Source organism: Streptomyces sp. YS-3 (genome assembly GCF_045257485.1).
In the GTDB taxonomy this organism is placed as follows: domain Bacteria; phylum Actinomycetota; class Actinomycetes; order Streptomycetales; family Streptomycetaceae; genus Streptomyces.
Window position 1 is genome coordinate 1 of record NZ_JBJHPC010000047.1, and the last position, 23,291, is coordinate 23,291.

18 protein-coding genes are annotated in these 23,291 nt (G+C 70.8%); 10 read left to right on the forward strand and 8 right to left on the reverse strand.

Annotated features, from left to right (window positions below; translation table 11 throughout):
* Positions 1-156 precede the first annotated feature (156 nt).
* A complete protein-coding gene (locus tag ACJA3G_RS07095; protein ID WP_406552010.1) occupies positions 157-552 on the forward strand; it encodes an ATP-binding protein in 396 nt (131 codons plus the stop codon).
* A gap of 167 nt (positions 553-719) precedes the next feature.
* On the forward strand, positions 720-3,284 hold the full coding sequence (locus ACJA3G_RS07100; RefSeq protein WP_406552011.1) for a SpoIIE family protein phosphatase: 2,565 nt from the start codon (positions 720-722) through the stop codon (positions 3,282-3,284).
* A 7-nt stretch (positions 3,285-3,291) separates the two neighbouring features.
* Here the strand turns inward: ACJA3G_RS07100 and ACJA3G_RS07105 are convergent, their stop codons facing one another.
* Together ACJA3G_RS07105 and ACJA3G_RS07110 are read right to left on the reverse strand one after the other, a co-directional pair.
* A complete protein-coding gene (locus ACJA3G_RS07105) occupies positions 3,292-4,008 on the reverse strand; it encodes a PspA/IM30 family protein (protein ID WP_406552012.1) in 717 nt (238 codons plus the stop codon).
* Complete coding sequence (locus ACJA3G_RS07110; protein ID WP_406552013.1) at positions 4,005-6,023, reverse strand: TPM domain-containing protein; 2,019 nt, start codon at positions 6,021-6,023, stop codon at positions 4,005-4,007. Before ACJA3G_RS07110 ends, ACJA3G_RS07105 begins: the two co-directional genes overlap by 4 nt.
* A gap of 140 nt (positions 6,024-6,163) precedes the next feature.
* Between ACJA3G_RS07110 and ACJA3G_RS07115 the strand changes: the two genes are divergently transcribed.
* A complete protein-coding gene (locus tag ACJA3G_RS07115; protein WP_406552014.1) occupies positions 6,164-7,222 on the forward strand; it encodes a glycosyl hydrolase family 18 protein in 1,059 nt (352 codons plus the stop codon).
* 70 nt (positions 7,223-7,292) lie between these two features.
* Here ACJA3G_RS07115 and ACJA3G_RS07120 read toward each other — a convergent pair whose 3' ends face one another.
* From ACJA3G_RS07120 to ACJA3G_RS07135, 4 genes are read right to left on the reverse strand one after another with little or no spacing between them, the layout of a single operon-like run.
* On the reverse strand, positions 7,293-8,075 hold the full coding sequence (locus ACJA3G_RS07120; protein WP_406552015.1) for a succinate dehydrogenase/fumarate reductase iron-sulfur subunit: 783 nt from the start codon (positions 8,073-8,075) through the stop codon (positions 7,293-7,295).
* The gene (locus ACJA3G_RS07125) at positions 8,072-10,021 is read right to left on the reverse strand and encodes a fumarate reductase/succinate dehydrogenase flavoprotein subunit (protein WP_406552016.1); all 1,950 of its coding nucleotides are present in this window, start codon (positions 10,019-10,021) and stop codon (positions 8,072-8,074) included. Before ACJA3G_RS07125 ends, ACJA3G_RS07120 begins: the two co-directional genes overlap by 4 nt.
* On the reverse strand, positions 10,021-10,839 hold the full coding sequence (locus ACJA3G_RS07130) for a hypothetical protein (protein ID WP_406552017.1): 819 nt from the start codon (positions 10,837-10,839) through the stop codon (positions 10,021-10,023). The genes ACJA3G_RS07125 and ACJA3G_RS07130 overlap by 1 nt, the downstream gene beginning before the upstream one ends.
* Positions 10,840-10,861: 22 nt before the next feature.
* Positions 10,862-11,149 (reverse strand): hypothetical protein, encoded by a 288-nt coding sequence (locus ACJA3G_RS07135; protein WP_406552018.1) that lies wholly within the window; start codon positions 11,147-11,149, stop codon positions 10,862-10,864.
* 311 nt (positions 11,150-11,460) lie between these two features.
* Between ACJA3G_RS07135 and ACJA3G_RS07140 the strand changes: the two genes are divergently transcribed.
* The 7 genes from ACJA3G_RS07140 to ACJA3G_RS07170 all read left to right on the forward strand — a co-directional run bounded on the left by ACJA3G_RS07140 (position 11,461) and on the right by ACJA3G_RS07170 (position 22,471).
* Entirely contained in the window at positions 11,461-13,962 is a 2,502-nt protein-coding gene (locus tag ACJA3G_RS07140) for an ABC transporter family substrate-binding protein (protein ID WP_406552019.1), read from the forward strand.
* A 307-nt stretch (positions 13,963-14,269) separates the two neighbouring features.
* Positions 14,270-16,177 carry a translational GTPase TypA gene (gene typA, locus ACJA3G_RS07145; protein WP_406552020.1) on the forward strand — a complete coding sequence of 636 codons (1,908 nt, stop codon included), beginning with the start codon at positions 14,270-14,272 and terminating at the stop codon, positions 16,175-16,177.
* 456 nt (positions 16,178-16,633) lie between these two features.
* On the forward strand, positions 16,634-18,253 hold the full coding sequence (locus tag ACJA3G_RS07150) for an ABC transporter substrate-binding protein (RefSeq protein WP_406552021.1): 1,620 nt from the start codon (positions 16,634-16,636) through the stop codon (positions 18,251-18,253).
* Positions 18,254-18,399: 146 nt separating this feature from the next.
* The gene (locus tag ACJA3G_RS07155; RefSeq protein ID WP_406552022.1) at positions 18,400-19,326 is read left to right on the forward strand and encodes an ABC transporter permease; all 927 of its coding nucleotides are present in this window, start codon (positions 18,400-18,402) and stop codon (positions 19,324-19,326) included.
* A complete protein-coding gene (locus ACJA3G_RS07160; RefSeq protein ID WP_406552023.1) occupies positions 19,319-20,260 on the forward strand; it encodes an ABC transporter permease in 942 nt (313 codons plus the stop codon). The genes ACJA3G_RS07155 and ACJA3G_RS07160 overlap by 8 nt, the downstream gene beginning before the upstream one ends.
* A 14-nt stretch (positions 20,261-20,274) precedes the next feature.
* Entirely contained in the window at positions 20,275-21,330 is a 1,056-nt protein-coding gene (locus ACJA3G_RS07165; protein WP_406552024.1) for an ABC transporter ATP-binding protein, read from the forward strand.
* The gene (locus ACJA3G_RS07170) at positions 21,323-22,471 is read left to right on the forward strand and encodes an ABC transporter ATP-binding protein (RefSeq protein ID WP_406552025.1); all 1,149 of its coding nucleotides are present in this window, start codon (positions 21,323-21,325) and stop codon (positions 22,469-22,471) included. Before ACJA3G_RS07165 ends, ACJA3G_RS07170 begins: the two co-directional genes overlap by 8 nt.
* 81 nt (positions 22,472-22,552) lie before the next feature.
* Here ACJA3G_RS07170 and ACJA3G_RS07175 read toward each other — a convergent pair whose 3' ends face one another.
* Entirely contained in the window at positions 22,553-22,945 is a 393-nt protein-coding gene (locus ACJA3G_RS07175) for a hypothetical protein (protein WP_406552026.1), read from the reverse strand.
* Positions 22,942-23,229, reverse strand: a complete 288-nt coding sequence (locus tag ACJA3G_RS07180; RefSeq protein WP_406552027.1) for a hypothetical protein — start codon at positions 23,227-23,229, stop codon at positions 22,942-22,944. The genes ACJA3G_RS07175 and ACJA3G_RS07180 overlap by 4 nt, the downstream gene beginning before the upstream one ends.
* Positions 23,230-23,291: the final 62 nt, after the last annotated feature.

A 23,291-nucleotide genomic window follows, 5' to 3' on the forward strand; every position in this document is an offset into this window, starting at 1 on the left:
GCGCACGGAGTCGCCGAGACGCACTCCCTCCCCCTCGGCCCCTACGCCGTTCGTGCCACCATGCGCCCCACCAGGGGATAGCTGGACCTAAATATCGGGTATGTGGCTATTAATCCTTCCAAACCCCCCGAAGAGTCGGACGCGGGTGAGAGCGGCGTGATCGACACATCCGGCGGCTGCGCCGAGTGGACCTTTCCGGCGGAGGCCAACGCCGTGCGCACCGCGCGCCACGCCGTCCGGGACACCCTGCGCGGCTGGGAGCTGGATCCGCCCGTCTGCGACGTGGCGGTGCTGCTGGTCAGTGAACTCGTGACCAATTCCCTGCGGTACGCCTCGGGCCCCATCGGCGTCCGGATGGTCCGTCTGGACCCCGGCGCCCTGCTGGTGGAGGTCTCCGACCCACTGCCCGAGGAGCCCGTCGAGCGGGACGCCGGACCGGACGACGAAGGAGGCCGCGGCCTTCAGTTGGTGGCCTGTTCCGCACGGCGCTGGGGGACCAGGCGCGGCAGGACGGGCAAGACCGTGTGGTTCGAGCTGGCCCTGCCGGGTTAGAAGGAGGGAGGGACGAACGATCACCCCCGTCCGGACGGCGTGCCCGGAAGACGGCCGGAAAAGAACGAGACCGGGATGTGATCGTGAACGCCGTGTCGGTGGCGGCCGTAGTACTGAATACTGCGGTCAAGGCCGGTCCGGTGCGGTGAGCTGGAGGGGACGGTCGCGTGAGCGAGATACCTGGGACGGCGGGCGGCGTCGTGTGGCAGAGCAGTCCGCCTGGCTCGATCTATGACTACATCAGGGTCGCCTCGTTCTCGATCGGGCCCGACGGGCTGGTCGAGCAGTGGAGCCGGCGGGCCGAGGAGCAGTTCGGGCTGTCCGCCCGCGAGGTCGTGGGACTCGACCCGGTCGACGCCTTCATGCCGCCCGAGCTGCGCTCCCAGGGTCACCGCCGGGTCGCCGAGATCCTGGACGGGCGGGAATGGACCGGGCTGGTCCCGTTCCGTACGCCCGAGGGGCAGGGGCGGCACGGGCTCGCCGAACTGTATGTGATGCCCAGTGAGACGGCGGCCGGGGAGCGCGGCGCGCTCTGTATCGTCGTCGATGTCCGGGCGCTGCGCGGGATAGAGACCGACCTCGCCGCCTCGCAGGCCATTTTCGGTCAATCTCCCTTCGGCTTCCTGCTGTTCGACACGGACCTCACCGTCCTGCGGGCCAACCGGCGCTTCGCCACCGTCTTCGGCGGCGAACCGGACGAACACCGCGGCCGGACCGTCCACGACTATCTGGGCCGCGCCGAGGCCGACCGGATGGCCGCCGCCCTGCGGCGCGTCCTCGACACCGGCGAGGCGGTCACCGACCTCCAGCTCGTCGGCACCGCCCCCGGCGACCCCGCCCGCCGCCACTGGTCGATCAACCTCTACCGGGTGCACAGCGGCACCGGCCGGCCCATCGGCGTCGCCAGCCTCGGCATCGACGTGACCCGCCGCCACAACGCCGCCCGCGAGGCCGCCGACGCCCGCCGCAACCTCGCCCTCCTCAACGAGGCGGGCAACCGCATCGGCAACTCCCTCGACCTGGAGACCACCGCCCGCGAACTCCTCGACGTCTCCGTCCCCGGCTTCTGCGACCTGGCCTCCGTCGACCTCTACCAGGCGCTGCTGGCCGGGGACGACGCCATCCAGAACCGGGTCGACGGCAAGGCCGAGCTGCGCCGGGTCGCCTTCGCCAGCGCCGTCTCCGACGCGCCGCCCACCCTCACCGGCCCCGCCGCCCCGCCCCCGTCCGTCGCCGTCGGGGACGTGCACCGCTACCCGTTCCACTCGCCCTGCGCCGCCGCCCTGCGCACCGGCCGGCTGCGTGCCGTACCGGGCGCCGAGGGAAGCCTGGTGCACACCACGCTCGCCGTCCCGATGGTCGCGCACGACACCGTCGTGGGCCTGGTCCAGTTCTCCCGCGCCAAGGGCAGCGAGCCCTTCGGCGAACGCGACCGCGCCCTCGCCACCGAACTCGCCTCCCGCGCCGCCGTCTGCATCGACAACGCCCGGCTCTACCGGAGGGAGCACGAACGCGCGCTGATACTCCAGCGCTCCCTCCTCCCGCCCGGCGACCCCGAGGCCGCCGGGCTGGACATCGCCTGCCGCTATCTGCCGGGCAACGCCGCCACGGAGGTGGGCGGCGACTGGTTCGACGTCATCGAACTGCCCGGCCACCGCACCGCCCTGGTCGTCGGCGACGTCATGGGCCGCGGTCTGCGGGCCGCTGTCGCCATGGGTGAACTGCGCACCGCCGTACGGACCCTGGCCATGCTCGACCTGGAGCCCGCCGAAGTGCTCTCGCACCTCGACGAGATCGCCCGGGGCCTGGGCGACCCCGGCGGCCCCGACCGCACGGGGGCCGGCAACCGGCGCGGTCGCCCCGGCTCCCGCGCCGCCCACAAGTCCCGTGAGGCCGACCTCTCCGAGGTCTACCTGGCGACCTGTGTGTACGCCGTGTACGACCCGGTGACGCGGCGCTGCTCCATCGCCAACGCGGGCCATCTGCCGCCGGTCCTGGTCGAGCCCGGCGAGCCCGCCCTGTTCCTGGACATGCCGCCCGGGCTGCCGCTGGGCGTCGGCGGCGAGCCCTTCGAGGAGATCGAGGTCGACCTTCCCGAGGGCACCCTCCTCGCGCTCTACACCGACGGCCTCGTGGAGTCCCGCGACCATCCGCTGGACGAGGGACTGCGGGCCTTCCGCAAGGCCATCAGCGACCCGGTCGCGGGCCTGGAGGACGTCTGCGACCAGGTCCTCAACACCCTCGACACCCGCCATGGCGAGGACGACATCGCCCTGCTCATGGCCCGTATCCAGGGCCTGCCCACGGACGCCGTCGGCGACTGGCGGCTGCCGCGCTCGCCGCGCTCGGTCGGCCGCGCCCGTGAGCTCGCCCGCACCCAGCTGCTCGCCTGGGACCTCGACGACCTCGTCGACACCACCGAGCTGCTGGTCAGCGAACTCGTCACCAACGCCCTGCGGTACGGCGAGGGCGAGGTGCGGCTGCGGCTGCTGCGGGACCGCACGCTCGTCTGCGAGGTGTGGGACGCGGGTCTGGTCCAGCCCAGACGGCGGCGGGCCCGGGACACCGACGAGGGCGGCCGGGGGCTCCAGCTCGTCGGCCTGCTGAGCGCGGCGTGGGGCTCGCGCCGCACCCCGCGCGGCAAGACGGTCTGGTTCGAACTCGCGCTCCCCGACGGCGATTCCACCCCGGTCGCCGAGCTCACGGAGGAGCAACTGCTCAGCATGTACTGACCCGGTGCTACGTCGTCGCCTTCAGCGCCGCCAGCCGCGCCTCCACCTCCGCCGTCTCGCCCGGGGCGTCCAACTGCTCGAACTGGGCGTCCAGCGACGAGGCGGCGAGCTGCCCGGCGCCCCGCGCCCGCGCCTCCTCGCGCCGCAGCTTGTCCTCGAAGCGGTGTATCTCGTACGCCGGGTCGAGCAGGTCGACGTGGCCCAGCCCGTCCGGCGCCCGGTTCGGCCCGCCCGCCGAGGCGGTCCCGGCCGCCAACTCGGCCTCCTCCGCCAGCAGGACGTCCAGCTGGGACTTCATCCCGACCAGCCCCGACCTGAGCCTGTCCACCACTTCCCTCTGTGCGGCGATCACCGGCTCCGCCGCCCGCGCCTCGTTCTCCGACCGCACCTGTCTGCCCAGCGCCACCTTGGCGAGGTGGTCGAACCGGTCGGCCTCCTTCGCCGCCCCGCCCGCGCGCAGCTCGTCGGCCTTCCTGCTGGCGGCGACCGCCTGGCCGCCCCACTCCTTGGCGGCGGCCAGGTCCTCGCCCCGGTCGGCCTCCAGCAGCCGCAGCTCGCGCAGCGCCGAGGCGGCGGCCCGCTCCGCCTCCGCGATGTTGCCCGTGTACTCCCGTAGCAGCTCGTCCAGCATCTTCCGCGGGTCCTCGGCCTGGTCGAGGAGCGCGTTGACGTTGGCCTTCGCCAGCCGGCCGACCCGGCCCAGTACCGACTGCCTGTCGCTCATGGCTCTTCTCCTTGCCCCGAAGGGTCCCCGTGCTCCCCGTGCTCCGGGCGCTCCGGCGACTTCCCGGTCCCCCCGGAGTTCCCCGGCCCGTCCTCCTCGGCGCGTACGTCCGCGTCCGCGAGGGCGAGCGCCTGCCGCGCCAGGGCGTCCGCCCGCAGTACCTCCGCGAGGGCGCCCCGTGCGTCCGGTACGGCCGCCCCGGCGGCCCGGTCCAGATGGCGGCGGGCCTCCGCGAGCCGGGTGCGGGCCGCCGCGCCGACCGCGTCCCGGTGGGCGGCCACGCGGTCGTCGGCCGCCGCGACGGCCGAGCGGGCCGTGAACACCGCCCGGTCCAGGAGCGCGCGGGCGTGCTCCACGCCGCCCTCGCGCTCCCGTACGCCCAGGGCGGTCAGGGCCTCGCCCAGGGCCGCGTCCGCCTCGGTGACCCGGCGCAGCGCGTCGAGCGGGTCGTACGGACCGGCCGCGCGCGCCCGTCCGACGCCGATGAGCACCGTCTCGGCCCGGGCGATACGTTCCGGCAGGGCGGCGGCGGGGTGCCCGGCGGTGGCGCCCGGGCCCCGGGCCGCCGCCACCTCCGCCCGCACCCCGGCGAGGGCCGCGGGCAACCGCTCCTCGGCCTCCGCGAGTTCGGCGGCGCGCCGGTCGACGCCGTCCACCAGCGCGGTCACCAGGGCGACGGCGCTCTCGGCGGCGCGCACCCGCGCCGCGGCCTCGCCCCGGTCCTCCTTGTCGAGGGCCTGGCGGGCCGCGTTGAGGGAGGCGGTGGCCGCGACCAGGTGTTCCATGGCCTCCGTCACGTGGTGCGCGACGGGCGCGGTCGCGCCGCGCGCGTACCGCCGGCGCAGCGCGGTCAGGGCCGAGTCCGCCGCGGCGGTGCGGCCGGTGAGCGTACGGAAGGCCGTCTCGACGCCTTCGAGCGCCGGTGCGGTGTCCCGCTCCAGGGCGCGCAGCGCGTCGAAGGCCTCCGCCTCGGCGTCCAGGCGGCGGCCCGCCGCCGCGCACCGGGCGACGATCTCCCGCAGCATCCGGCGCCGCGCCGCGCCGCCCTCCTCGGGCCGCTCCGGCTCGTCGGGCGGGGCCGGTCCCTCCGGAAGGGCGAGCCCCTGCGGCGGCGGGTCGTCGTCGAGCTGCTGGCGCAGCCGGAAGGCGGTGGCCAGTTCGGACCGGGCGTACGCGAGGGCCCCGGCGAAGGGCCGCGTCGCCGCTTCCCCCAACTGCGCGAAAGCAAAACCCCGTTCCTCGTCACTCGTTCGTATGGCGTCATCGGTGGCGACCAGGGTCCGGTCCGCCTCGGCCTCCAGGGCGGCCAGGTCCGGCGGGGCCGTGTCCGGCTCCCACTCCCGCGCCCCCGCGCCCTGGGTGCTCGCGGGTGTCGTCCGGGTGGCGGCCCGCCGCTTCCTGCGGGCGTACGCGTACGCGGCGACCGCGCCCGCCGCGGCGAGGACGGCGACGGGCAGGACGTAGTCACCGGCGGCCACGGAACCGTCGCGGCGGCCGGGCCCGGCCAGGGCGGTGTCCAGCCCCTCGGCGGCGCCCACCGCGGCCCCGGCCCAGTCGCCGCGCCGCAGGGGCGGCTCCACCGACTCGCGGGCCACCTCGCCGAGCACCTGGTCGCTGAGCCGGAAGTCCTGGTCGACCGAGTACGCGTACTGACGTGTGCCGGTGGCGACGGCCAGCAGGACGTCGTCGCGGCCGAGCCCGTTCAGCTGCGCGGTGGTGTCGGCCCAGTTCTGGGAGGTGCGGCCGGAGAAGTCGTCCACGTACACCGCGTAGAGCCGCACCGAGCGGTCCTCGTGGAGGCGGTCGAGCGCGGCGGCCACCTCGGGCGCGCGGGCGCCCAGCGCGTGCGCGCGATCGGTGATCCACCCGCTCGCGGCGAGCGGCACCGGGTCCTGTGCCCGCGCGGAACCCGCGGCGGGCAGCGCCGCCCAGCACGTGGCGATCAGCACGGCCACCAGGGCCCGGACGGCCCGGACGGCTGAGCGGGGTCCGGTGCGACTGACACGCGGCGTCACATTTGTGAGCGTATGGCGGTATCCGGCGCTCCGCGACCGGGAGGCAGGAGCCGGGACCCGCCGATCCCGTGGACCGCTCGTTGGGCAGCGCGCCACCGGGAGGTCATACTTCCACGGCACACTGACAGTCAGGGGTACTCGTGCGGACAGCAATATCGGCCGGAGTCGACGGTCTGCGCCGGTGGTCGCGGCGCCCGGCACGGACGTGGGTGCGGCGTGCCGCGCTGGCGGCCGTGCTCCTGGTGATGGCGCCCATGGTGGTCGGCGCGGTGGCGCTGCGCAGCAGCTACGCGGGCGACCCGGGCGCCGGCACCAGATCGCGCGGGCGCGACGCCATCTGGCTGGGCCACGCCTGGGTCGACGGCCGCAAGGGCGAGGGCGATCTGGACGCCTTCGCCGCGCGCGTACGGGAGACGGGGATACACGACCTGTACGTCCACGCCGGACCCCTGGAGCACGACGGGACGCTGCCCTCCAGCCGCTACCCCAGGGCGCGCTGGCTGGTCGACGGGATGCACCGCAGGCTGCCCGGTGTGCGGGTGCAGGCGTGGCTCGGCGACAAGCTCGCCACCGAGGGCCCCACGGGCCTGCGCCTGGAGCGGGCGGCGACCCGTACCGCGATGGTGGACTCGGCGCGCCACGTCCTGGCGGACGGCGGCTTCGACGGCGTCCACTTCGACCTGGAGCCGATGCCCTCGGGCAACCGCCGCTTCCTCGAACTGCTCGACGCGGTACGCCCCGTCACGCGCGCGCATCACGCGACGCTGTCGGTCGCCGCGCACCAGATCGACCCGGTGCCCCGGCTGCACTCCGCCGCCGGCAAGATCGCCGGGCACCCCAAGTGGTGGTCGCAGGCGTACTTCGGGCAGGTGGCCGAGCGGGTCGACCAGATCGCGGTGATGTCGTACGACACCTCGATGCCGCTGGAGAGCCTGTACGGCGGCTATGTCGCCCAGCAGGCCTCGCTGGCCCTGGAGGTGACGCCCAAGGACACCGACCTGCTGATGGGGCTGCCGTTCTTCCAGACGGAGACCATGGGCCACCACGCCTCCGCCGAGACGGTCAAGGCGGCGGTGCGCGGGGTGCGGCTGGGCCTGGGCCGCACCGACCGGCACCGCGAGCACTTCGGGGTGGCGCTCTACGTCGACTTCACCGCGCGCGACCGTGACTGGGCCGCGTACGACAAGGGCTGGAACTGAGCGGGCGCGGTACGGCGGCGGGGCCCGGCATCCTGGTGGATGCCGGGCCCCGCCCCGTTCCGCACGGCCGTTACCGGTCCCGGCTCCCGGGCCGGCGGCCGATCCTGCTGCCCAGCCAGACCAGCGGGTCGTACTTGCGGTCGACCGCCCGCTCCTTCAGCGGGATCAGCGCGTTGTCGGTGATCTTGATGTGCTCGGGGCAGACCTCCGTGCAGCACTTGGTGATGTTGCAGTAGCCGAGGCCGTGTTCGTCCTGGGCGGTGCGCTTGCGGTCCAGGCCCGTCTCCTCGGCCGCGTCCAGCGGGTGCATGTCCAGCTCCGCGACCCGCATCAGGAAGCGCGGACCGGCGAAGGCCGCCTTGTTCTCCTCGTGGTCGCGCACCACATGGCAGGTGTCCTGGCACAGGAAGCACTCGATGCACTTGCGGAACTCCTGCGAGCGCTCCACGTCGATCTGCTGCATCCGGTACTCGCCCGCCGCGACGCCCCGGGGCGGGACGAAGGCGGGAACCTCCCGCGCCTTGGCGTAGTTGAAGGAGACGTCGGTCACCAGGTCGCGGACGACCGGGAACGCCCGCAGCGGGGTGACCGTGATCGTCTCCTCGCGCGCGAAGACCGACATCCGGGTCATGCACAGCAGCCGGGGCCGCCCGTTGACCTCCGCCGAGCACGAACCGCACTTGCCCGCCTTGCAGTTCCAGCGCACCGCCAGGTCGGGGGCCTGGGTGGCCTGGAGGCGGTGGATGATGTCGAGGACGACCTCGCCCTCGTTCACCTCCACCGTGAAGTCCTTCAGGGCGCCGCCGCCGGCGTCGCCCCGCCAGACCCGGAAGCTCGCGTCATACGTGGTCACTCGTAGAGCTCCTCTTCGGCGAGGTACTTGACCAGCTCCTCCTTCTCGAAGAGGGCGAGCAGGTCGGCACGGATGGGTTCGGTCTCTTCGCGTTCCAGGCGGATCTGCCCCCGGGCCGGGTCGGCCGTCCCGGGGTCCCCGGCGGGCTCGGCCGACCGGCACAGCAGGTTCGCCCGGCGCCAGCCCCGGTCCATCGCGGGCCAGTCCTCGCGGGTGTGGCCGCCCCGGCTCTCGGTGCGCTCCAGGGCCGCCCGTGCCACGCACTCGCTGACCAGCAGCATGTTCCGCAGGTCCAGGGCGAGGTGCCAGCCGGGGTTGAACTGGCGGTGCCCCTCCACCCCGGCCCGCCGGGCCCGTACGCGCAGCTCGCCCAGCTTCTGGAGGGCCTGCCGCATCTCCGCGTCCCGGCGGATGATGCCCACCAGGTCGTTCATGGCCTGCTGGAGCTCCTGGTGCAGGGCGTACGGGTTCTCCGGCGCGGCGCCCTCGGTGCCCGCCGGTTCGGCGCTGAAGGGCCGCAGCGCCTCGGCCGCCGCCAGGTCCACCTGGGCCTCGTCGACGGCCGGGCGGGCCCCCGCCAGGGCCGCGGCGTACCCGGCGGCGTACAGCCCGGCGCGGCGGCCGAAGACCAGCAGGTCGGAGAGGGAGTTGCCGCCGAGGCGGTTGGAGCCGTGCATGCCTCCGGCCACCTCGCCCGCCGCGAACAGCCCCGGCACCCCGCGCGCGGCGGCGGTGTCGGAGTCGACGGCGATACCGCCCATCACGTAGTGGCAGGTCGGGCCCACCTCCATCGGCTCGGCCGTGATGTCCACGTCCGCCAGCTCCTTGAACTGGTGGTGCATGGAGGGCAGCCGGCGCCGGATGACCTCGGCGGGCATCCGGGTGGAGACGTCCAGGAAGACACCGCCGTGCGGGGAGCCGCGGCCCGCCTTCACCTCGGAGTTGATGGCGCGGGCGACCTCGTCGCGCGGGAGCAGTTCGGGCGGGCGGCGGTTGTGGTCCGGGTCCTCGTACCAGCGGTCGCCCTCCTCCTCGGACTCCGCGTACTTCTCCTTGAAGACGTCCGGCACGTAGTCGAACATGAAGCGCCTGCCGTCGGAGTTGCGCAGCACCCCGCCGTCGCCGCGCACGGACTCGGTGACCAGGATGCCCTTGACCGAGGGCGGCCAGACCATGCCGGTGGGGTGGAACTGCACGAACTCCATGTTCAGCAGCGGCGCCCCGGCCAGCAGCGCGAGCGCGTGGCCGTCGCCGGTGTACTCCCACGAGTTCGACGTCACCTTGAAGGACTTGCCGATGCCGCCGGTCGCCAGGACCACGGCCGGGGCCTGCAGGACGAAGAACCGGCCGGACTCGCGCTCGTAGCAGAAGGCGCCCGAGACCCGGCCGTCCTCCTTCAGGCTGTGTTCTTTCAAGATCCGGGTGACCGTGCACTCCTGGAAGACCTTGAGGCGGGCCTCGTAGTCGCCGAACTCGCGCCGGTCCTCCTGCTGGAGCGAGACGATCTTCTGCTGGAGGGTGCGGATGAGCTCCAGGCCGGTGCGGTCGCCGACATGGGCCAGTCGCGGGTACTCGTGGCCGCCGAAGTTGCGCTGGGAGATCCGCCCGTCGGGCGTACGGTCGAACAGGGCGCCCCAGGTCTCGAGCTCCCACACCCGGTCGGGCGCCTCGCGCGCGTGGAGCTCGGCCATCCGCCACTGGTTGAGGAACTTGCCGCCGCGCATGGTGTCGCGGAAGTGGACCTGCCAGTTGTCGCCGGAGTTCACATTGCCCATGGAGGCGGCGATGCCGCCCTCGGCCATCACCGTGTGGGCCTTGCCGAAGAGGGACTTGCAGATCACGGCGGTACGGGCGCCCCGCTCACGTGCCTCGATCGCGGCCCGCAGGCCCGCGCCGCCCGCGCCCACCACGACCACGTCCCACTGCTGGCGTTCCACATGCGTCATCAGAAGAACCTCGGATCGTCGAAGGCCCCGGTGGCGAGGAAGTACACGTACAGGTCGGCCAGCGAGACACTGATCAACGAGGCCCAGGCGAGCAGCATGTGGTGCTGGTTCAGCTTTCCGGCCCAGCCCCACAGCCGGTAGCGCACCGGGTGCCTGGAGAAGTGCCGCAGCTTGCCGCCGACGATGTGCCGGCAGGAGTGGCAGGAGAGGGTGTATGCCCAGATCAGCACGATGTTGACGGTGAAGACGAGGGTGCCCAGACCCATGTGGCCCCACCGGTAGTGCTCGTCGCGGTAGGCGAGCACGGTGTCGTACGTGAGGAAGGCGGCGACCGGCAGCGCGAAGTAGAACGTGTACCGGTGGATGTTCTGGATGATCAGCGGGAAGCGGGTCTCGCCCGAGTACTTCTTGTGCGGCTCGGCCACCGCGCAGGCGGGCGGCGAGGCCCAGAAGCCCCGGTAGTAGGCCTTGCGGTAGTAGTAGCAGGTGCCGCGGAAGGCCAGCGGGAAGATCAGGATCAGCAGGGCGGGGGAGAGCCCCCACCAGCTGCCGAAGAGGTCGGCGTTGGGGCCGCCCCGCATCGGCACGCAGTTGTCGGCGACGCACGGCGAGTAGAACGGCGAGACGTAGGGAGCGGCGTAGTAGTCGTCGTTCACGAAGGCCCGCCAGGTCGAGTAGACGACGAAGGCGAGCAGTCCGGCGGCGGTCACGGCGGGCGCCAGCCACCAGCGGTCGGTGCGCAGATGGCGGGGCGCGATGGCGGCGCGCGAGGGGCCGGACACGCCGGTGAGCGGTTGGGGTTCGGTGCCTGTGGCCAACAGTGGCTCCAGTTCCGTTCAGTCAGGGGGCGCGCCGGTCGCGGGCGCCCAGACCTTCGTCGTCCGAGTCCGTCCACAGCGAGGTGTCGTACGGCGTGTCCGGGATGGTGACCAGGTCCGGGCGCGCCTCGGTGGCGGGGGCCGCGGTCTGGCGCAGCAGCGCGACGCTCTCGCGCAGATGGTCGGTGTCGGTCCGTATCCGGCGGATGTCCAGACCGTCGTCGCCGACCTGTTTCTCCAGCCGCCCCACCGACCTGACCAGGTCGTCGAGACAGCGCTGAACTGCCGTCAGCTCGTCGTGCAGGGACATGACGTGCCCTACCTTCCGCAGTGGCGGGCGGTGACCGGTCGTTCCGGAGGGCGACCTCCGGGTCCCCCGAAAGGTCATGCGCCTGAGAGTGTCGCGCGTCGCTTCCGTGGTTGTGAAGGTGTGTGCACCGGGTTCCCGGGGCGCGTACTGAGCCGTACGCGCCCCTCGTTGCGCCGCATGGGTGGGATCCGGCCGCCGCCGCGCCGTGTCGCCGTACCAGTGGGCGTGGCGTCCTCTTCAGTGGGTGAGCAATACGTGTGATCATCGCGAAATGCCACCAAGCAAATAAAAACTGACGAAGAGGTACAAACATGCCTGACGTCGGCGTCCAGCGCGGGAGGGCATCCCGGGCGACCCGCACCGTCGCCGCGATCCGCACCGTCGCTTCGCTCCGGTCCGTCGCGCTCCTCACCTCCGGTGTGCTGGCGCTCCCCGCACTGGCCGGCTGCTCCTCGGGCGACGACACGGCCGGCGAGCTCGTCGCGCCCCAGGACATCGGCGCGGCGGCCCGGCCCCAGGTCGCCGACGGGGGCACCCTGCGCTGGGCCGTCGACGCGATGCCCCAGACGCTCAACGCCTTCCAGGCCGACGCCGACGCCGCCACCGCGCGGATCACCGGCGCGCTGCTGCCGTCCCTCTTCACCCTGGACGAGCGCGGGCGCCCGCAGCGCAACCCGGACTACCTGGAGAACGCGGAGGTCGTCCAGCGCGAGCCCAAGCAGGTGGTGCTCTACAAGCTCAACCAGAAGGCGGTGTGGAGCGACGGCCGCGAGGTCGGCGCACCCGACTTCGTCGCCCAGTGGCGGGCGCTGAGCGGGCGCGACACCGCGTTCTGGACCGCGCGCAACGCCGGGTACGAGCGGATCGAGAAGATCGAGAAGGGCGCCAACGACCTGGAGGTCAAGGTCACCTTCGCCAAGCCGTACGCGGACTGGCGCGCCCTGTTCAGCCCGCTCTACCCCAAGGACGTCACCGGGACGGCGAACGCCTTCAACGACGGCGCCCGCACCACCCTGAAGGCCACCGCAGGACCGTTTCTCCTGAAGGCCTCCGACCGCGACAAGGGCACGCTCACCCTCGCCCGCAACCCGCGCTGGTGGGGCCGGCCCAGCAAGCTCGACGAGCTGGTGTTCCGGGCCGTGCCGCGCGACAAGCGGGTCGCCGCCCTCGCCGACGGCACCCTGGACGTGGCCGAGATCGACCGGTCCGCCGCCGACCGCATCACCCTGGCCGAGCGCGACAAGGGCGCCGGCCGGGGCGCCGACGGCCCCGGACTCGCCCACGGCCCCGGCACCGTCCTCACCCCCGCCTCCGCGCTGCGCTCCTGGGCCGTCGCGCACGGCTCCGACGAGGAGCGCGCCGAGGCCGAGGTACGGGCCCGCAGACAGACCCGCGAGGCCGTCGCCCGGTACGCGCGGGAGCAGACCGGCCTCGCGGGGCTGACCATCCGCAAGTCCCTGGAGCCCGCCTACACCCAGCTCGCCCTCAACGGCAGCTCCGGCCCGCTCGCCGACGAACGGGTGCGCCGGGCGGTGGCCCGGGCGCTGGACCGCCAGGAGCTGGCGGAGATCGTGCTCAAGCCGCTCGGGCTGCCCGCCCGGCCGCCCGGCAGCCATCTGGCGCTGGCGGGCCAGCCGGCGTACGCCGACAACAGCGGCGCCCTCGGCGGCCAGGACACCCACGAGGCGCAGGCCCTGCTCGCGGACGCCGGCTGGACCCCGGGCGGCGCCCGGCAGAAGCCCGGTACGAGCAAGGCGGGCAGCAAGGCGTCCGGCGCCTCGGCGGAGGGCGACGCCAAGCGGGAGAGCGCCGGGGACGACGGCACCTACATCGTCGGGGACGACAAGGGCCGCAGGGTCCGGTCGAGCCCGAACCTGTACTCCCTGGAGGGCGCGAAGGTCGGCGAGGGTCCGTACTACGCGGACGAGGAGAAGCCCGCCGCCTCCTCGCGGGGCCGCGAGGGCTCCGGCGGCGACGACCGGCCGGGCGACAACCGGCCCGGCGGCTCCGACACGCATGTGCTCGCCCCGGCCCGCTCCGCCGCCCTCCAGGAGATCGCCCTGATGCGTCAGGCGGACGCGCTGGACGACACGGGCTCCGGACACCGCGGCGCCGCCGCCCAGGACGAGGCCGGCGGAAAGAAGGAGCGCGGCACGGCCGGGGACGCCCACCGCAACCAGGCCCGGCACAAGGGCGGCGCACCCGGCGCGTACGCGCCCCGGGGCACCGCGGCCCCGGCGGCGGCCGGCCCGCTCGGCAAGGACGGCAAGCCGCTCACCCTGCGGTTCGTCCTGCCCTCCGGCCCGGGCTCCGAGGCGCTGCGGACGGTGGGCGACCGGGTCGCCCAGATGCTCAGGGCCGTCGGGATCAGCACCGAGGTCTCCAAGGTGGCCGACGACGGCTACTTCAAGGACCACATCGCCTCGGGAAACTTCGATCTGGCGCTGTACTCCTGGCCCGGCACCGCCTACCCGGCCACCGACGACCGGCCGGTCTTCGCCAAGCCCGAGCCGGCCTCGGACGGCTCGCTGGTCGTCGAACAGAACTACACCCGCGTCGGCACCGACCACATCGACCAGCTGTTCGACCAGGCGGCCGGGGAGCTCGACGAGGACGAGGCCCGCGAGCTGGTCCGCAAGGCGGACGCCCGTATCTGGGCGGCGGCGGCCTCCATCCCGCTCTACCAGCGCCCGCAGCTGGTCGCGGTGAAACCGAATGTGGCCAATGCGGGCGCCTTCGGTTTCGCCACCCCGCTCTTCCAGGACATCGGTTTCAAGAAGTCGGAAAATGCCCCGAAGAGGCCTGTGAAGTAACGGAAGGCTTGCCGGGTTGTCCTAAGAAATAGCAGGTCACAACCTCAGAACTGGCTCAAGTCCCTTGCCCGTCGGTCCGCCGGCGGGCAAGGTCGTACCTGCCCTTGACCCGGCCATGGGGCTGCCCCGACCAGGGCGGCCCGCAGCTCTTCAGCACCCCGAGAAACGATCACAGGTTCGGCCCGGGAGGCCCCCGGCGCGCCAGGCCCGTACCATAGGACTAGCCGTGGCGTGTCCGCGCCCGGCGGGCGGACGAGGCTTCGACCGTCAGACGCCTGATTCCCGATCGAGAGAAGCGCCAGCCAGCATGCCCACGCGCCACGACATCCGCAATGTCGCCATCGTCGCCCACGTCGACCACGGCAAGACGACCATCGTCGACGCCATGCTCAAGCAGGCCGGCTCCTTCGCCGCGCACGCCGCCGAGTCCCTCGACGACCGCATGATGGATTCGAACGACCTGGAGCGTGAGAAGGGCATCACGATCCTCGCCAAGAACACGGCGGTGAAGTACCACCCCAAGGACGGCGGGGCCCCCATCACGATCAACATCATCGACACCCCCGGCCACGCCGACTTCGGTGGTGAGGTCGAGCGCGGTCTGTCGATGGTGGACGCGGTCGTGCTGCTGGTGGACGCCTCCGAGGGCCCGCTCCCGCAGACGCGCTTCGTGCTGCGCAAGGCGCTCCAGCAGCGGCTGCCCGTCATCCTCTGCATCAACAAGACCGACCGCCCGGACTCCCGGATCGACGAGGTCGTCAACGAGACGTACGACCTGTTCCTGGACCTGGACGCGGACGAGGACCAGATCGAGTTCCCGATCGTCTACGCCTGCGGTCGCGACGGCATCGCCTCGCTGACCAAGCCGGAGGACGGCACGGTCCCGGCCGACTCCACCAGCCTGGAGCCGTTCTTCTCCACCATCCTGGAGCACGTCCCGGCCCCGACGTACGAGGAGGACGCGCCGCTCCAGGCCCACGTCACCAACCTCGACGCCGACAACTTCCTCGGCCGTATCGCGCTGCTCCGCGTCGAGCAGGGCGAGCTGCGCAAGGGCCAGACCGTGGCCTGGATCAAGCGCGACGGCACGATCTCCAACGTCCGCATCACCGAGCTGATGATGACCGAGGCGCTCACCCGCAAGCCCGCCGAGGTCGCGGGCCCGGGCGACATCTGCGCCGTCGCCGGTATCCCGGACATCATGATCGGCGAGACCCTCGCCGACCCCGAGAACCCGGTCGCGCTCCCGCTGATCACGGTGGACGAGCCCGCGATCTCCATGGTCATCGGCACCAACACCTCGCCGCTGGTCGGCCGCGGCGGCACCGGCAAGGGCGCCTCGGCGAAGGCGGCCGTCAAGGACCGCAAGGTCACCGCGCGTCAGGTGAAGGACCGCCTCGACCGCGAGCTGATCGGTAACGTCTCGCTGCGCGTGCTGGACACCGAGCGCCCCGACGCCTGGGAGGTGCAGGGCCGCGGTGAGCTGGCGCTGGCCATCCTGGTCGAGCAGATGCGCCGCGAGGGCTTCGAGCTGACCATCGGCAAGCCGCAGGTCGTCACCAAGCTCGTCGACGGCAAGGTGCACGAGCCGGTCGAGCGCCTCACGGTGGACGTGCCCGAGGAGCACATGGGCGCCGTCACGCAGCTCATGGGCGTCCGCAAGGGCCGCATGGACAACATGTCCAACCACGGCTCCGGCTGGGTCCGCATGGAGTTCGTCGTCCCGTCCCGCGGCCTGATCGGCTTCCGTACCGAGTTCCTCACCGGTACGCGCGGCACCGGCATCGCGCACTCCATCCACGAGGGCCACGAGCCGTGGTTCGGCACCCTGACGACCCGTAACAACGGTTCGCTGGTCGCCGACCGCGCGGGCGCCGTCACCGCCTTCGCGATGACGAACCTCCAGGAGCGCGGTGTGCTCTTCACCGACCCGGGCACCGAGGTGTACGAGGGCATGATCGTCGGCGAGAACTCGCGCGCCGACGACATGGACGTCAACATCACCAAGGAGAAGAAGCTCACCAACATGCGCTCCTCCTCCGCCGACTCCTTCGAGGCGATCGTCCCGCCGCGCAAGCTCTCCCTGGAGCAGTCCCTGGAGTTCTGCCGCGACGACGAGTGCGTCGAGGTGACCCCGGAGGCCGTCCGTATCCGGAAGGTCGTCCTGGACCAGAAGGAGCGCGGCCGTACGGCCTCGCGCGCCAAGCACGGCTGAGTCCGGCCCCGGCCGGCCGCACGGCCCGGCTCCCCGCGATCTTCGCGGGGAGCCGGGCCGTTGCCGTACGGTGGGGTCCCCTCGGCCGCGCGGCCGTGCCCTTCCGCATGTCACGCGGTCAAGTTGTTTTCCTGTACACGCTGTTCGGATATCGAGCGTCGCTCTCCGGAAGATGTGTTAACGGTCCGTTTCGGGCGTGTCTGTCTGTGCTCTGTTTGTCCGGATTTCGGACTGTTGGCCTGACCTGATGTTGTCAAAACGAGACCCTTTAAGTGTGGTTTACAGCCCGGCTGTACTTAATAGTTGGCTCCACTGAGCTCGGGTCAATGGGTCACGCACTGTGGGGAGTGCCGACTCACGAGCACACTCGGGGCGTTTGATCGATCGCCGTCAGGGGTGTCGGCGATCTTTTTATGCCCCTCTTGTTGTGACAAGTGGACTCATGAGGAGGAACCCATGCGTGGTGCCAAGAGCGCCAAGTGGGTCGCGGGTGCGGCGATCGTTGCCATGGCTGCGACCGCCTGTGGTGGCGGCGACGGTGACAGCAAGGGCAAGGGGGGTTCGGACGGCGTCATCTCCATGGAGATCGGCGAGCCGCAGAACCTGCTCGTGCCCTCGAACACCTACGAGACCGAGGGTGGCGAGGTCGTCAAGGCCGTCTTCACCGGTCTGACCAAGCTGAACGAGAAGAACGAGGTCGTCAACGACCTGGCGCAGTCGATCGAGACCAAGGACTCCAAGGTCTGGACGATCAAGCTGAAGCCCGGCTACACCTTCCACAACGGTGAGGCCGTCACGGCGAAGTCCTTCGTCGACGCCTGGAACTACGGCGCCAACCAGGACAACGCGCAGCAGACGAACCCGCTCTTCTCGCACATCGCCGGCTTCAAGGACCTGAACCCCGGCAAGGGCAAGAAGGTCGCCACCAAGGAGATGTCCGGCCTCAAGGCCGTCGACGACAACACCCTCCAGGTGACCCTGGAGACGCCGTTCTCCGCCTTCACCTCGCAGCTCTCCTTCTCGGCGTTCATGCCGCTCCCGAAGGTGTTCTTCGACAACCCGAAGGCCTTCGGCGAGGCGCCGATCGGTAACGGCCCGTACAAGATGTCGGGCAAGTTCCAGCACAACGACAAGATCTCCGTCGTCAAGTACGACAAGTACCCGGAGGCCTCGAAGTACGAGGTCAAGGGGATCAACTTCAAGATCTACTCGAACTCCGACACGTCCTACAAGGACCTCGTCGCGGGCAACCTGGACATCGACGACTCGATCCCGACGTCCGGCCTCGCCACGTACAAGAAGGACCTCGGCGACCGCGCGATCGACGAGTCGGACTCCGGTGTCGGCTACATCGGCTTCCCGCTGAAGTACAACGAGGCCTTCAAGAACAAGGATCTCCGCAAGGCGATCTCGATGGCGATCGACCGGAAGGCCATCGCCGACAAGATCTTCCTCGGCTCCCGTATGCCGGCCGACGACTTCATCAGCCCGATCATCACCGGCTACCGTCAGGGCGCCTGTGGTGACGCGTGCAAGCTGAACCCGACGAAGGCCAAGGAGCTCTACAAGACGAGCGGCGGCCTGCCGAACAACACGCTGGAGATCGGCTACAACGCCGACGGCGACCACAAGGGCTGGATCGAGGCCGTCGCCAACCAGATCCAGCAGAACCTCGGCATCAAGGTCACCGCGAAGCCGTTCGAGCAGTTCCAGACCATCCTGAACGACCTGGACGCCAAGAAGTACAGCGGCGGGTTCCGTATGGGCTGGAACATGGACTACCCGAACGCCGAGAACTACCTGCGGCCGATCTTCTCCAAGGACGCCATCGAGAACGGCTCGAACTACGCGGGCTACACGAACGAGAACTTCGAGAAGCTTCTCGTCCAGGGCGACCAGGGCAAGACCCCGGAGGAGGCCGTCAAGGGGTACCAGGCGGCCGACGACATCCTGCTCGACGAGATGCCGTACATCCCCGTGTACTTCTACAAGCTCAACGCTGGCTACAGCTCGAAGATCAAGAGCATGAAGATCGCCGGTGGCGACGTCCTCTGGGACACCGTCAAGCTCAGCTGAGCGATCCAGCCCGTGAACCAACGGGCTGAGGGTGGGCAGGGGGAGTCCATTGGAGGTCTCTCCCTGCCCACCCTGTCTGCCGTCCAGCCGTCCGCACTGCCACCCCTCACCGGCACCGGGCGAGTCAGCACCCCTCTGGAGAACCGATGGGCCGATTCGTCGTGCGCCGTATCTTGCAGGCGATCCCTGTACTGATAGGCGTTACGTTCCTCATCTTCTACCTGGTCTTCGCACTCAAGGGCGATCCGATCCAGGCCCTGGCGGGCGAGAAGCGCGCCGACCCCAACATCGCGGCGATGCTGCGCGAGCAGTACCACCTCAACGACCCGAAGATCGTGCAGTACTGGCACTACATCAGTGGTGTCTTCACCGGTGATCTCGGTACGACCTACACCGGACGCTCGATCTCGGAGATCGTCAGCGAGCGCTTCCCGATCACCCTCAAGCTGGCGCTCACCGCGTTCGGCATCGAGGCGGTCATCGGCATCGTCGCGGGTATCTTCGCGGCGCTGAAGAAGGGCAAGTTCCTCGACAACCTGGTCCTGGTCAGCACGCTGCTGCTGATCTCGATCCCGGTGTTCGTCCTCGGCAACGTGCTCCAGCTGGAGTTCGGCGTCAAGTGGAAGATCACGCCGGTCGCCGGTGTCGACGACGGCTGGCCCACCAGCTACGTCCTGCCCGCCTTCGTGCTGGCCTCGACCTCCATGGCGTACATCGCGCGACTCACCCGCGCGAGCATGATGGAGTCGATCCGCGCGGACTACGTGCGCACCGCGATCGCCAAGGGCCTGCCCCGGCGCCGCGTGATCGGCATCCACACCCTGCGCAACTCGCTCATCCCCGTCGTCACCTTCCTGGGCATGGACCTGGGTGCGCTGATGGGTGGCGCGATCATCACGGAGCGGGTCTTCAACCTGCCCGGTATCGGCGGACAGCTGGCCCAGTCCGTCTATCTGCGCGAGCGTCCCGTGGTGGTCGGCATCGTCACCCTGCTCGTCCTGATCTACCTGGTGGCCAATCTCGTCGTAGACCTTCTCTACGCCGTGCTCGACCCGAGGATTCGCTATGAGTGAGAAGACCATGGAGAAGGCCGCCCAGACCGACGCGACGGTGAGCGACAAGGCGGCCGAGGCCGAGAAGAAGGCGGCGGCCCGCCAGGCGAGCCTGCTGCGCGACGGCTGGATGGACCTGCGCAAGCGGCCCATGTTCCTCATCTCCGGTTTCGTCATCGTGGTCCTGCTGGCGCTCGCGATCGCCCCCGGGCTCTTCACCTCGCGCAGCCCCTTCAGCGACGGCTTCTGCCAGCTGCAGAACTCGATGGAGCCGCCCACCTCCGGTCACCTCTTCGGCTATGACCTCCAGGGCTGCGACATCTACACGCGTACGGTCTTCGGCACCCGGAACTCGATCATCGTCGGTGTGGCCACCACGCTGATGACGACGTTCTTCGGCGCGCTGCTCGGCATGATCGCGGGTCTGCGCGGCGGCTGGATCGACGCGATCCTCTCGCGGGTCACCGAGGTCTTCTTCGCGCTGCCGCTCATCGTCGGCGCGCTGCTGATCATGTCGATCATCGGCGGCGGCGACCCCTGGTCGGTGTCGTTCATCCTCGCGGTGCTCGGCTGGCCGCAGGTCTACCGGATCATGCGCGGCGAGGTCATCGCCAACAAGTACAACGACTATGTGATGGCGGCGAAGGCGCTGGGCGCGGACACCAAGCGGATCGCGTTCCGGCACATCCTGCCGAACACGCTCGCCCCGGTCATCGTCGTCACGACGATGAACCTCGGTGTCTACATCTCGGCCGAGTCGGCGCTCTCCTACCTCGGTATCGGCATCCAGCACCCCAACATCTCCTGGGGTCTGATGATCAGTGACGTGCAGGACCGGTTCCTGACCTCCCCGCACGCCCTGCTCTTCCCCGCCGCCGTGCTCAGCATCACCGTGCTGGCGTTCATCATGCTCGGCGACGTGGTCCGCGACGCCTTCGACCCGAAGATGCGCTAGGGAGGGCGTACTCCATGACCATCATTGAGAAAACGGCGGGTGTACCCGCCCCGCGTTCCGAGGGCGACTCCGCGCCGCTCCTCGAAGTCCGCGACCTGCACGTCGAGTTCCACACCCGGGACGGCGTGGCCAAGGCCGTCAACGGTGTCAACTACACCGTCTCGGCCGGCGAGACCCTCGCCGTCCTCGGCGAGTCCGGCTCCGGCAAGTCCGTGACCGCGCAGGCGATCATGGGCATCCTGGACATGCCCCCGGGCCGCATCCCGCAGGGCGAGATCCTGTTCCGCGGCAAGGACATGCTGAAGATGTCCGGCGAGGAGCGGCGGAAGATCCGCGGCCAGAAGATCGCGATGATCTTCCAGGACGCGCTCTCCTCCCTCAACCCGGTGCTCACCGTCGGCTACCAGCTCGGCGAGATGTTCCGGGTCCACCAGGGCGCCTCCCGCAAGGTGGCCAAGGCCAAGGCCATCGAGCTGATGGACAAGGTCAAGATCCCCGCCGCCAAGGCGCGGGTCAACGACTACCCCCACCAGTTCTCCGGCGGTATGCGCCAGCGCATCATGATCGCGATGGCGCTCGCCCTGGAGCCCGACCTGATCATCGCGGACGAGCCGACCACCGCGCTCGACGTCACGGTCCAGGCGCAGGTCATGGACCTGCTCGCGGAGCTCCAGCGCGAGTACCACATGGGTCTGATCCTGATCACCCACGACCTCGGCGTGGTCGCCGACGTCGCGGACAAGATCGCCGTGATGTACGCGGGCCGGATCGTGGAGACCGCGCCGGTGCACGAGCTCTACAAGCGCCCGGCGCACCCGTACACCCGGGGTCTGCTCGACTCGATCCCGCGCCTGGACCAGAAGGGCCAGGAGCTGTACGCGATCAAGGGCCTGCCGCCCAACCTGCTCAAGGTCCCCTCGGGCTGCGCCTTCAACCCGCGCTGCCCGAAGGCCCAGGACATCTGCCGTACGGACACGCCGCCGCTGCACCAGGTCACCGAGGCCGACGGCACGGTCCTGACCGGCCGTGGCAGCGCCTGCCACTTCTGGAAGGAGACGATCCATGGCTGAGCCGGCCAAGAAGGACGAGGCCGTGGACGCGACTCCCAGCGTCACGGACGTCGTGAAGAAGGACGCCTCGACGACGACCGAGGTCGAGGCGCTCCTCGACGTCAAGGTCGACCGCGGCGAGCCGATCCTCCAGGTGCGCAACCTGGTCAAGCACTTCCCGCTGACCCAGGGCATCCTCTTCAAGAAGCAGATCGGCGCGGTCAAGGCCGTGGACGGGGTCTCCTTCGACCTCTACCAGGGCGAGACCCTCGGCATCGTCGGCGAGTCCGGCTGTGGCAAGTCCACCGTCGCCAAGCTGCTGATGACGCTGGAGCGGGCGACCGCCGGCGAGGTCTTCTACAAGGGCCAGGACATCACCAAGCTGTCCGGGCGCGCGCTGAAGGCCGTCCGCCGCAACATCCAGATGGTGTTCCAGGACCCGTACACGTCCCTGAACCCGCGGATGACGGTCGGCGACATCATCGGGGAGCCCTTCGAGATCCACCCCGAGGTGGCTCCCAAGGGCGACCGGCGCCGCAAGGTCCAGGAGCTCCTGGACGTCGTGGGCCTCAACCCCGAGTACATCAACCGCTACCCGCACCAGTTCTCGGGCGGTCAGCGCCAGCGCATCGGCATCGCCCGCGGCCTCGCGCTCAACCCCGAGATCATCATCTGCGACGAGCCGGTCTCGGCGCTCGACGTGTCGGTCCAGGCGCAGGTCATCAACCTGATGGCGAAGCTGCAGGACGAGTTCAACCTCTCCTACCTCTTCATCGCGCACGACCTGTCGATCGTCCGGCACATCTCGGACCGCGTCGGTGTGATGTACCTCGGCAAGCTGGCCGAGATCGGCTCGGACGAGGAGATCTACGAGCACCCGACGCATCCGTACACCCAGGCGCTGCTCTCCGCGGTGCCGGTGCCGGACCCGGACGCGCGTGAGCACCGGGAGCGGATCATCCTCACCGGTGACGTCCCCTCGCCGGCCAACCCGCCGTCGGGCTGCCGCTTCCGCACCCGCTGCTGGAAGGCGGAGGAGCGCTGCGCCACTGAGGAGCCGCTGCTCGCGGTGCCGGTGCGCTTCCAGGGGCAGGACTCCCCGGTCGCGCACGAGTCGGCGTGCCACTTCGCCGAGGAGAAGGACGTGGTGGGCGCGGCCTGACCGCGTACCGCCCGCGCCACACGGAAGGGGCGCCCGGAACCGCACGGTCCCGGGCGCCCCTTCGGCGTGTGCCGGCGCCGGTCAGTCGTCGAGCCGCTCGTCGTCGATGGAGACGGTGACCGTGCCCGGCGGATAGTCGTCCTCCCGGCCGGTGAGGACGAGGCCGGTCTGCGGGCGCTGGGGACTGGGCAGCGAGACGTACAGGGCATGGCAGACATCGGGTCCGCCCAGTCCGTCGCGGACCATCGCCGCGACGGCGACCGAGCCGACGGTGTCGAGCGGGTCGATGTCGACACCCGGCAGGGCCAGGACGTTCATGCCGGAGCCCGCGTCGTCGATCTCGGCCTGCATCAGGCAGAGCGCCGGGACCAGGAGGTGGCGGAAGGGGGACGCGGCGGCGTTGTCCGCCACCCGTTCCAGTTTCCGGTGCCCGCGTGCCAGCGCCAGTACGGCGCTGGTGTCGAGGATGATCACGCGGCGTTGCCCCGCAGGATCTCCTGGGTCTTCTGCCGGGCGATCTCGTAGACGCGGTCCAGCGCGTGCGGTGTGGCGTCGAATTCCTCGTCCGTGAGCGTGGAGTGCATGCGCTCGCGCAGGATCCGGCGGGCCTCGGCGACCCGGGCCCGGGTCTGCTCGGCGGTGAGCTGCTCGGCGGCGAGGGCGGCGACGAGGGCTCCTATCGTCGTCCCGCGCTCCTTGGCCAGAGCCGCGAGGTGGTCGCGTGTGCTCTCGGGGACCTTGATGGTCGAATCAGCCATGGAGCCACGGTATACCGCGGCTCTACTTTCGGTATACCGAAGGGGGGCGGTTCCCCCCCCCC

Excerpts from the sequence above, each read along its gene's own strand:
- ACJA3G_RS07125 (WP_406552016.1), bottom strand. The coding sequence starts at position 10,021 with ATGACGCATGTGGAACGCCAGCAGTGGGACGTGGTCGTGGTGGGCGCG.
- ACJA3G_RS07140 (WP_406552019.1), top strand. The coding sequence starts at position 11,461 with ATGCCTGACGTCGGCGTCCAGCGCGGGAGGGCATCCCGGGCGACCCGC.
- ACJA3G_RS07170 (WP_406552025.1), top strand. The coding sequence starts at position 21,323 with ATGGCTGAGCCGGCCAAGAAGGACGAGGCCGTGGACGCGACTCCCAGC.
- ACJA3G_RS07135 (WP_406552018.1), bottom strand. The coding sequence starts at position 11,149 with ATGTCCCTGCACGACGAGCTGACGGCAGTTCAGCGCTGTCTCGACGAC.
- ACJA3G_RS07105 (WP_406552012.1), bottom strand. The coding sequence starts at position 4,008 with ATGAGCGACAGGCAGTCGGTACTGGGCCGGGTCGGCCGGCTGGCGAAG.
- ACJA3G_RS07160 (WP_406552023.1), top strand. The coding sequence starts at position 19,319 with ATGAGTGAGAAGACCATGGAGAAGGCCGCCCAGACCGACGCGACGGTG.
- ACJA3G_RS07180 (WP_406552027.1), bottom strand. The coding sequence starts at position 23,229 with ATGGCTGATTCGACCATCAAGGTCCCCGAGAGCACACGCGACCACCTC.
- typA (WP_406552020.1), top strand. The coding sequence starts at position 14,270 with ATGCCCACGCGCCACGACATCCGCAATGTCGCCATCGTCGCCCACGTC.
- ACJA3G_RS07150 (WP_406552021.1), top strand. The coding sequence starts at position 16,634 with ATGCGTGGTGCCAAGAGCGCCAAGTGGGTCGCGGGTGCGGCGATCGTT.
- ACJA3G_RS07165 (WP_406552024.1), top strand. The coding sequence starts at position 20,275 with ATGACCATCATTGAGAAAACGGCGGGTGTACCCGCCCCGCGTTCCGAG.
- ACJA3G_RS07155 (WP_406552022.1), top strand. The coding sequence starts at position 18,400 with ATGGGCCGATTCGTCGTGCGCCGTATCTTGCAGGCGATCCCTGTACTG.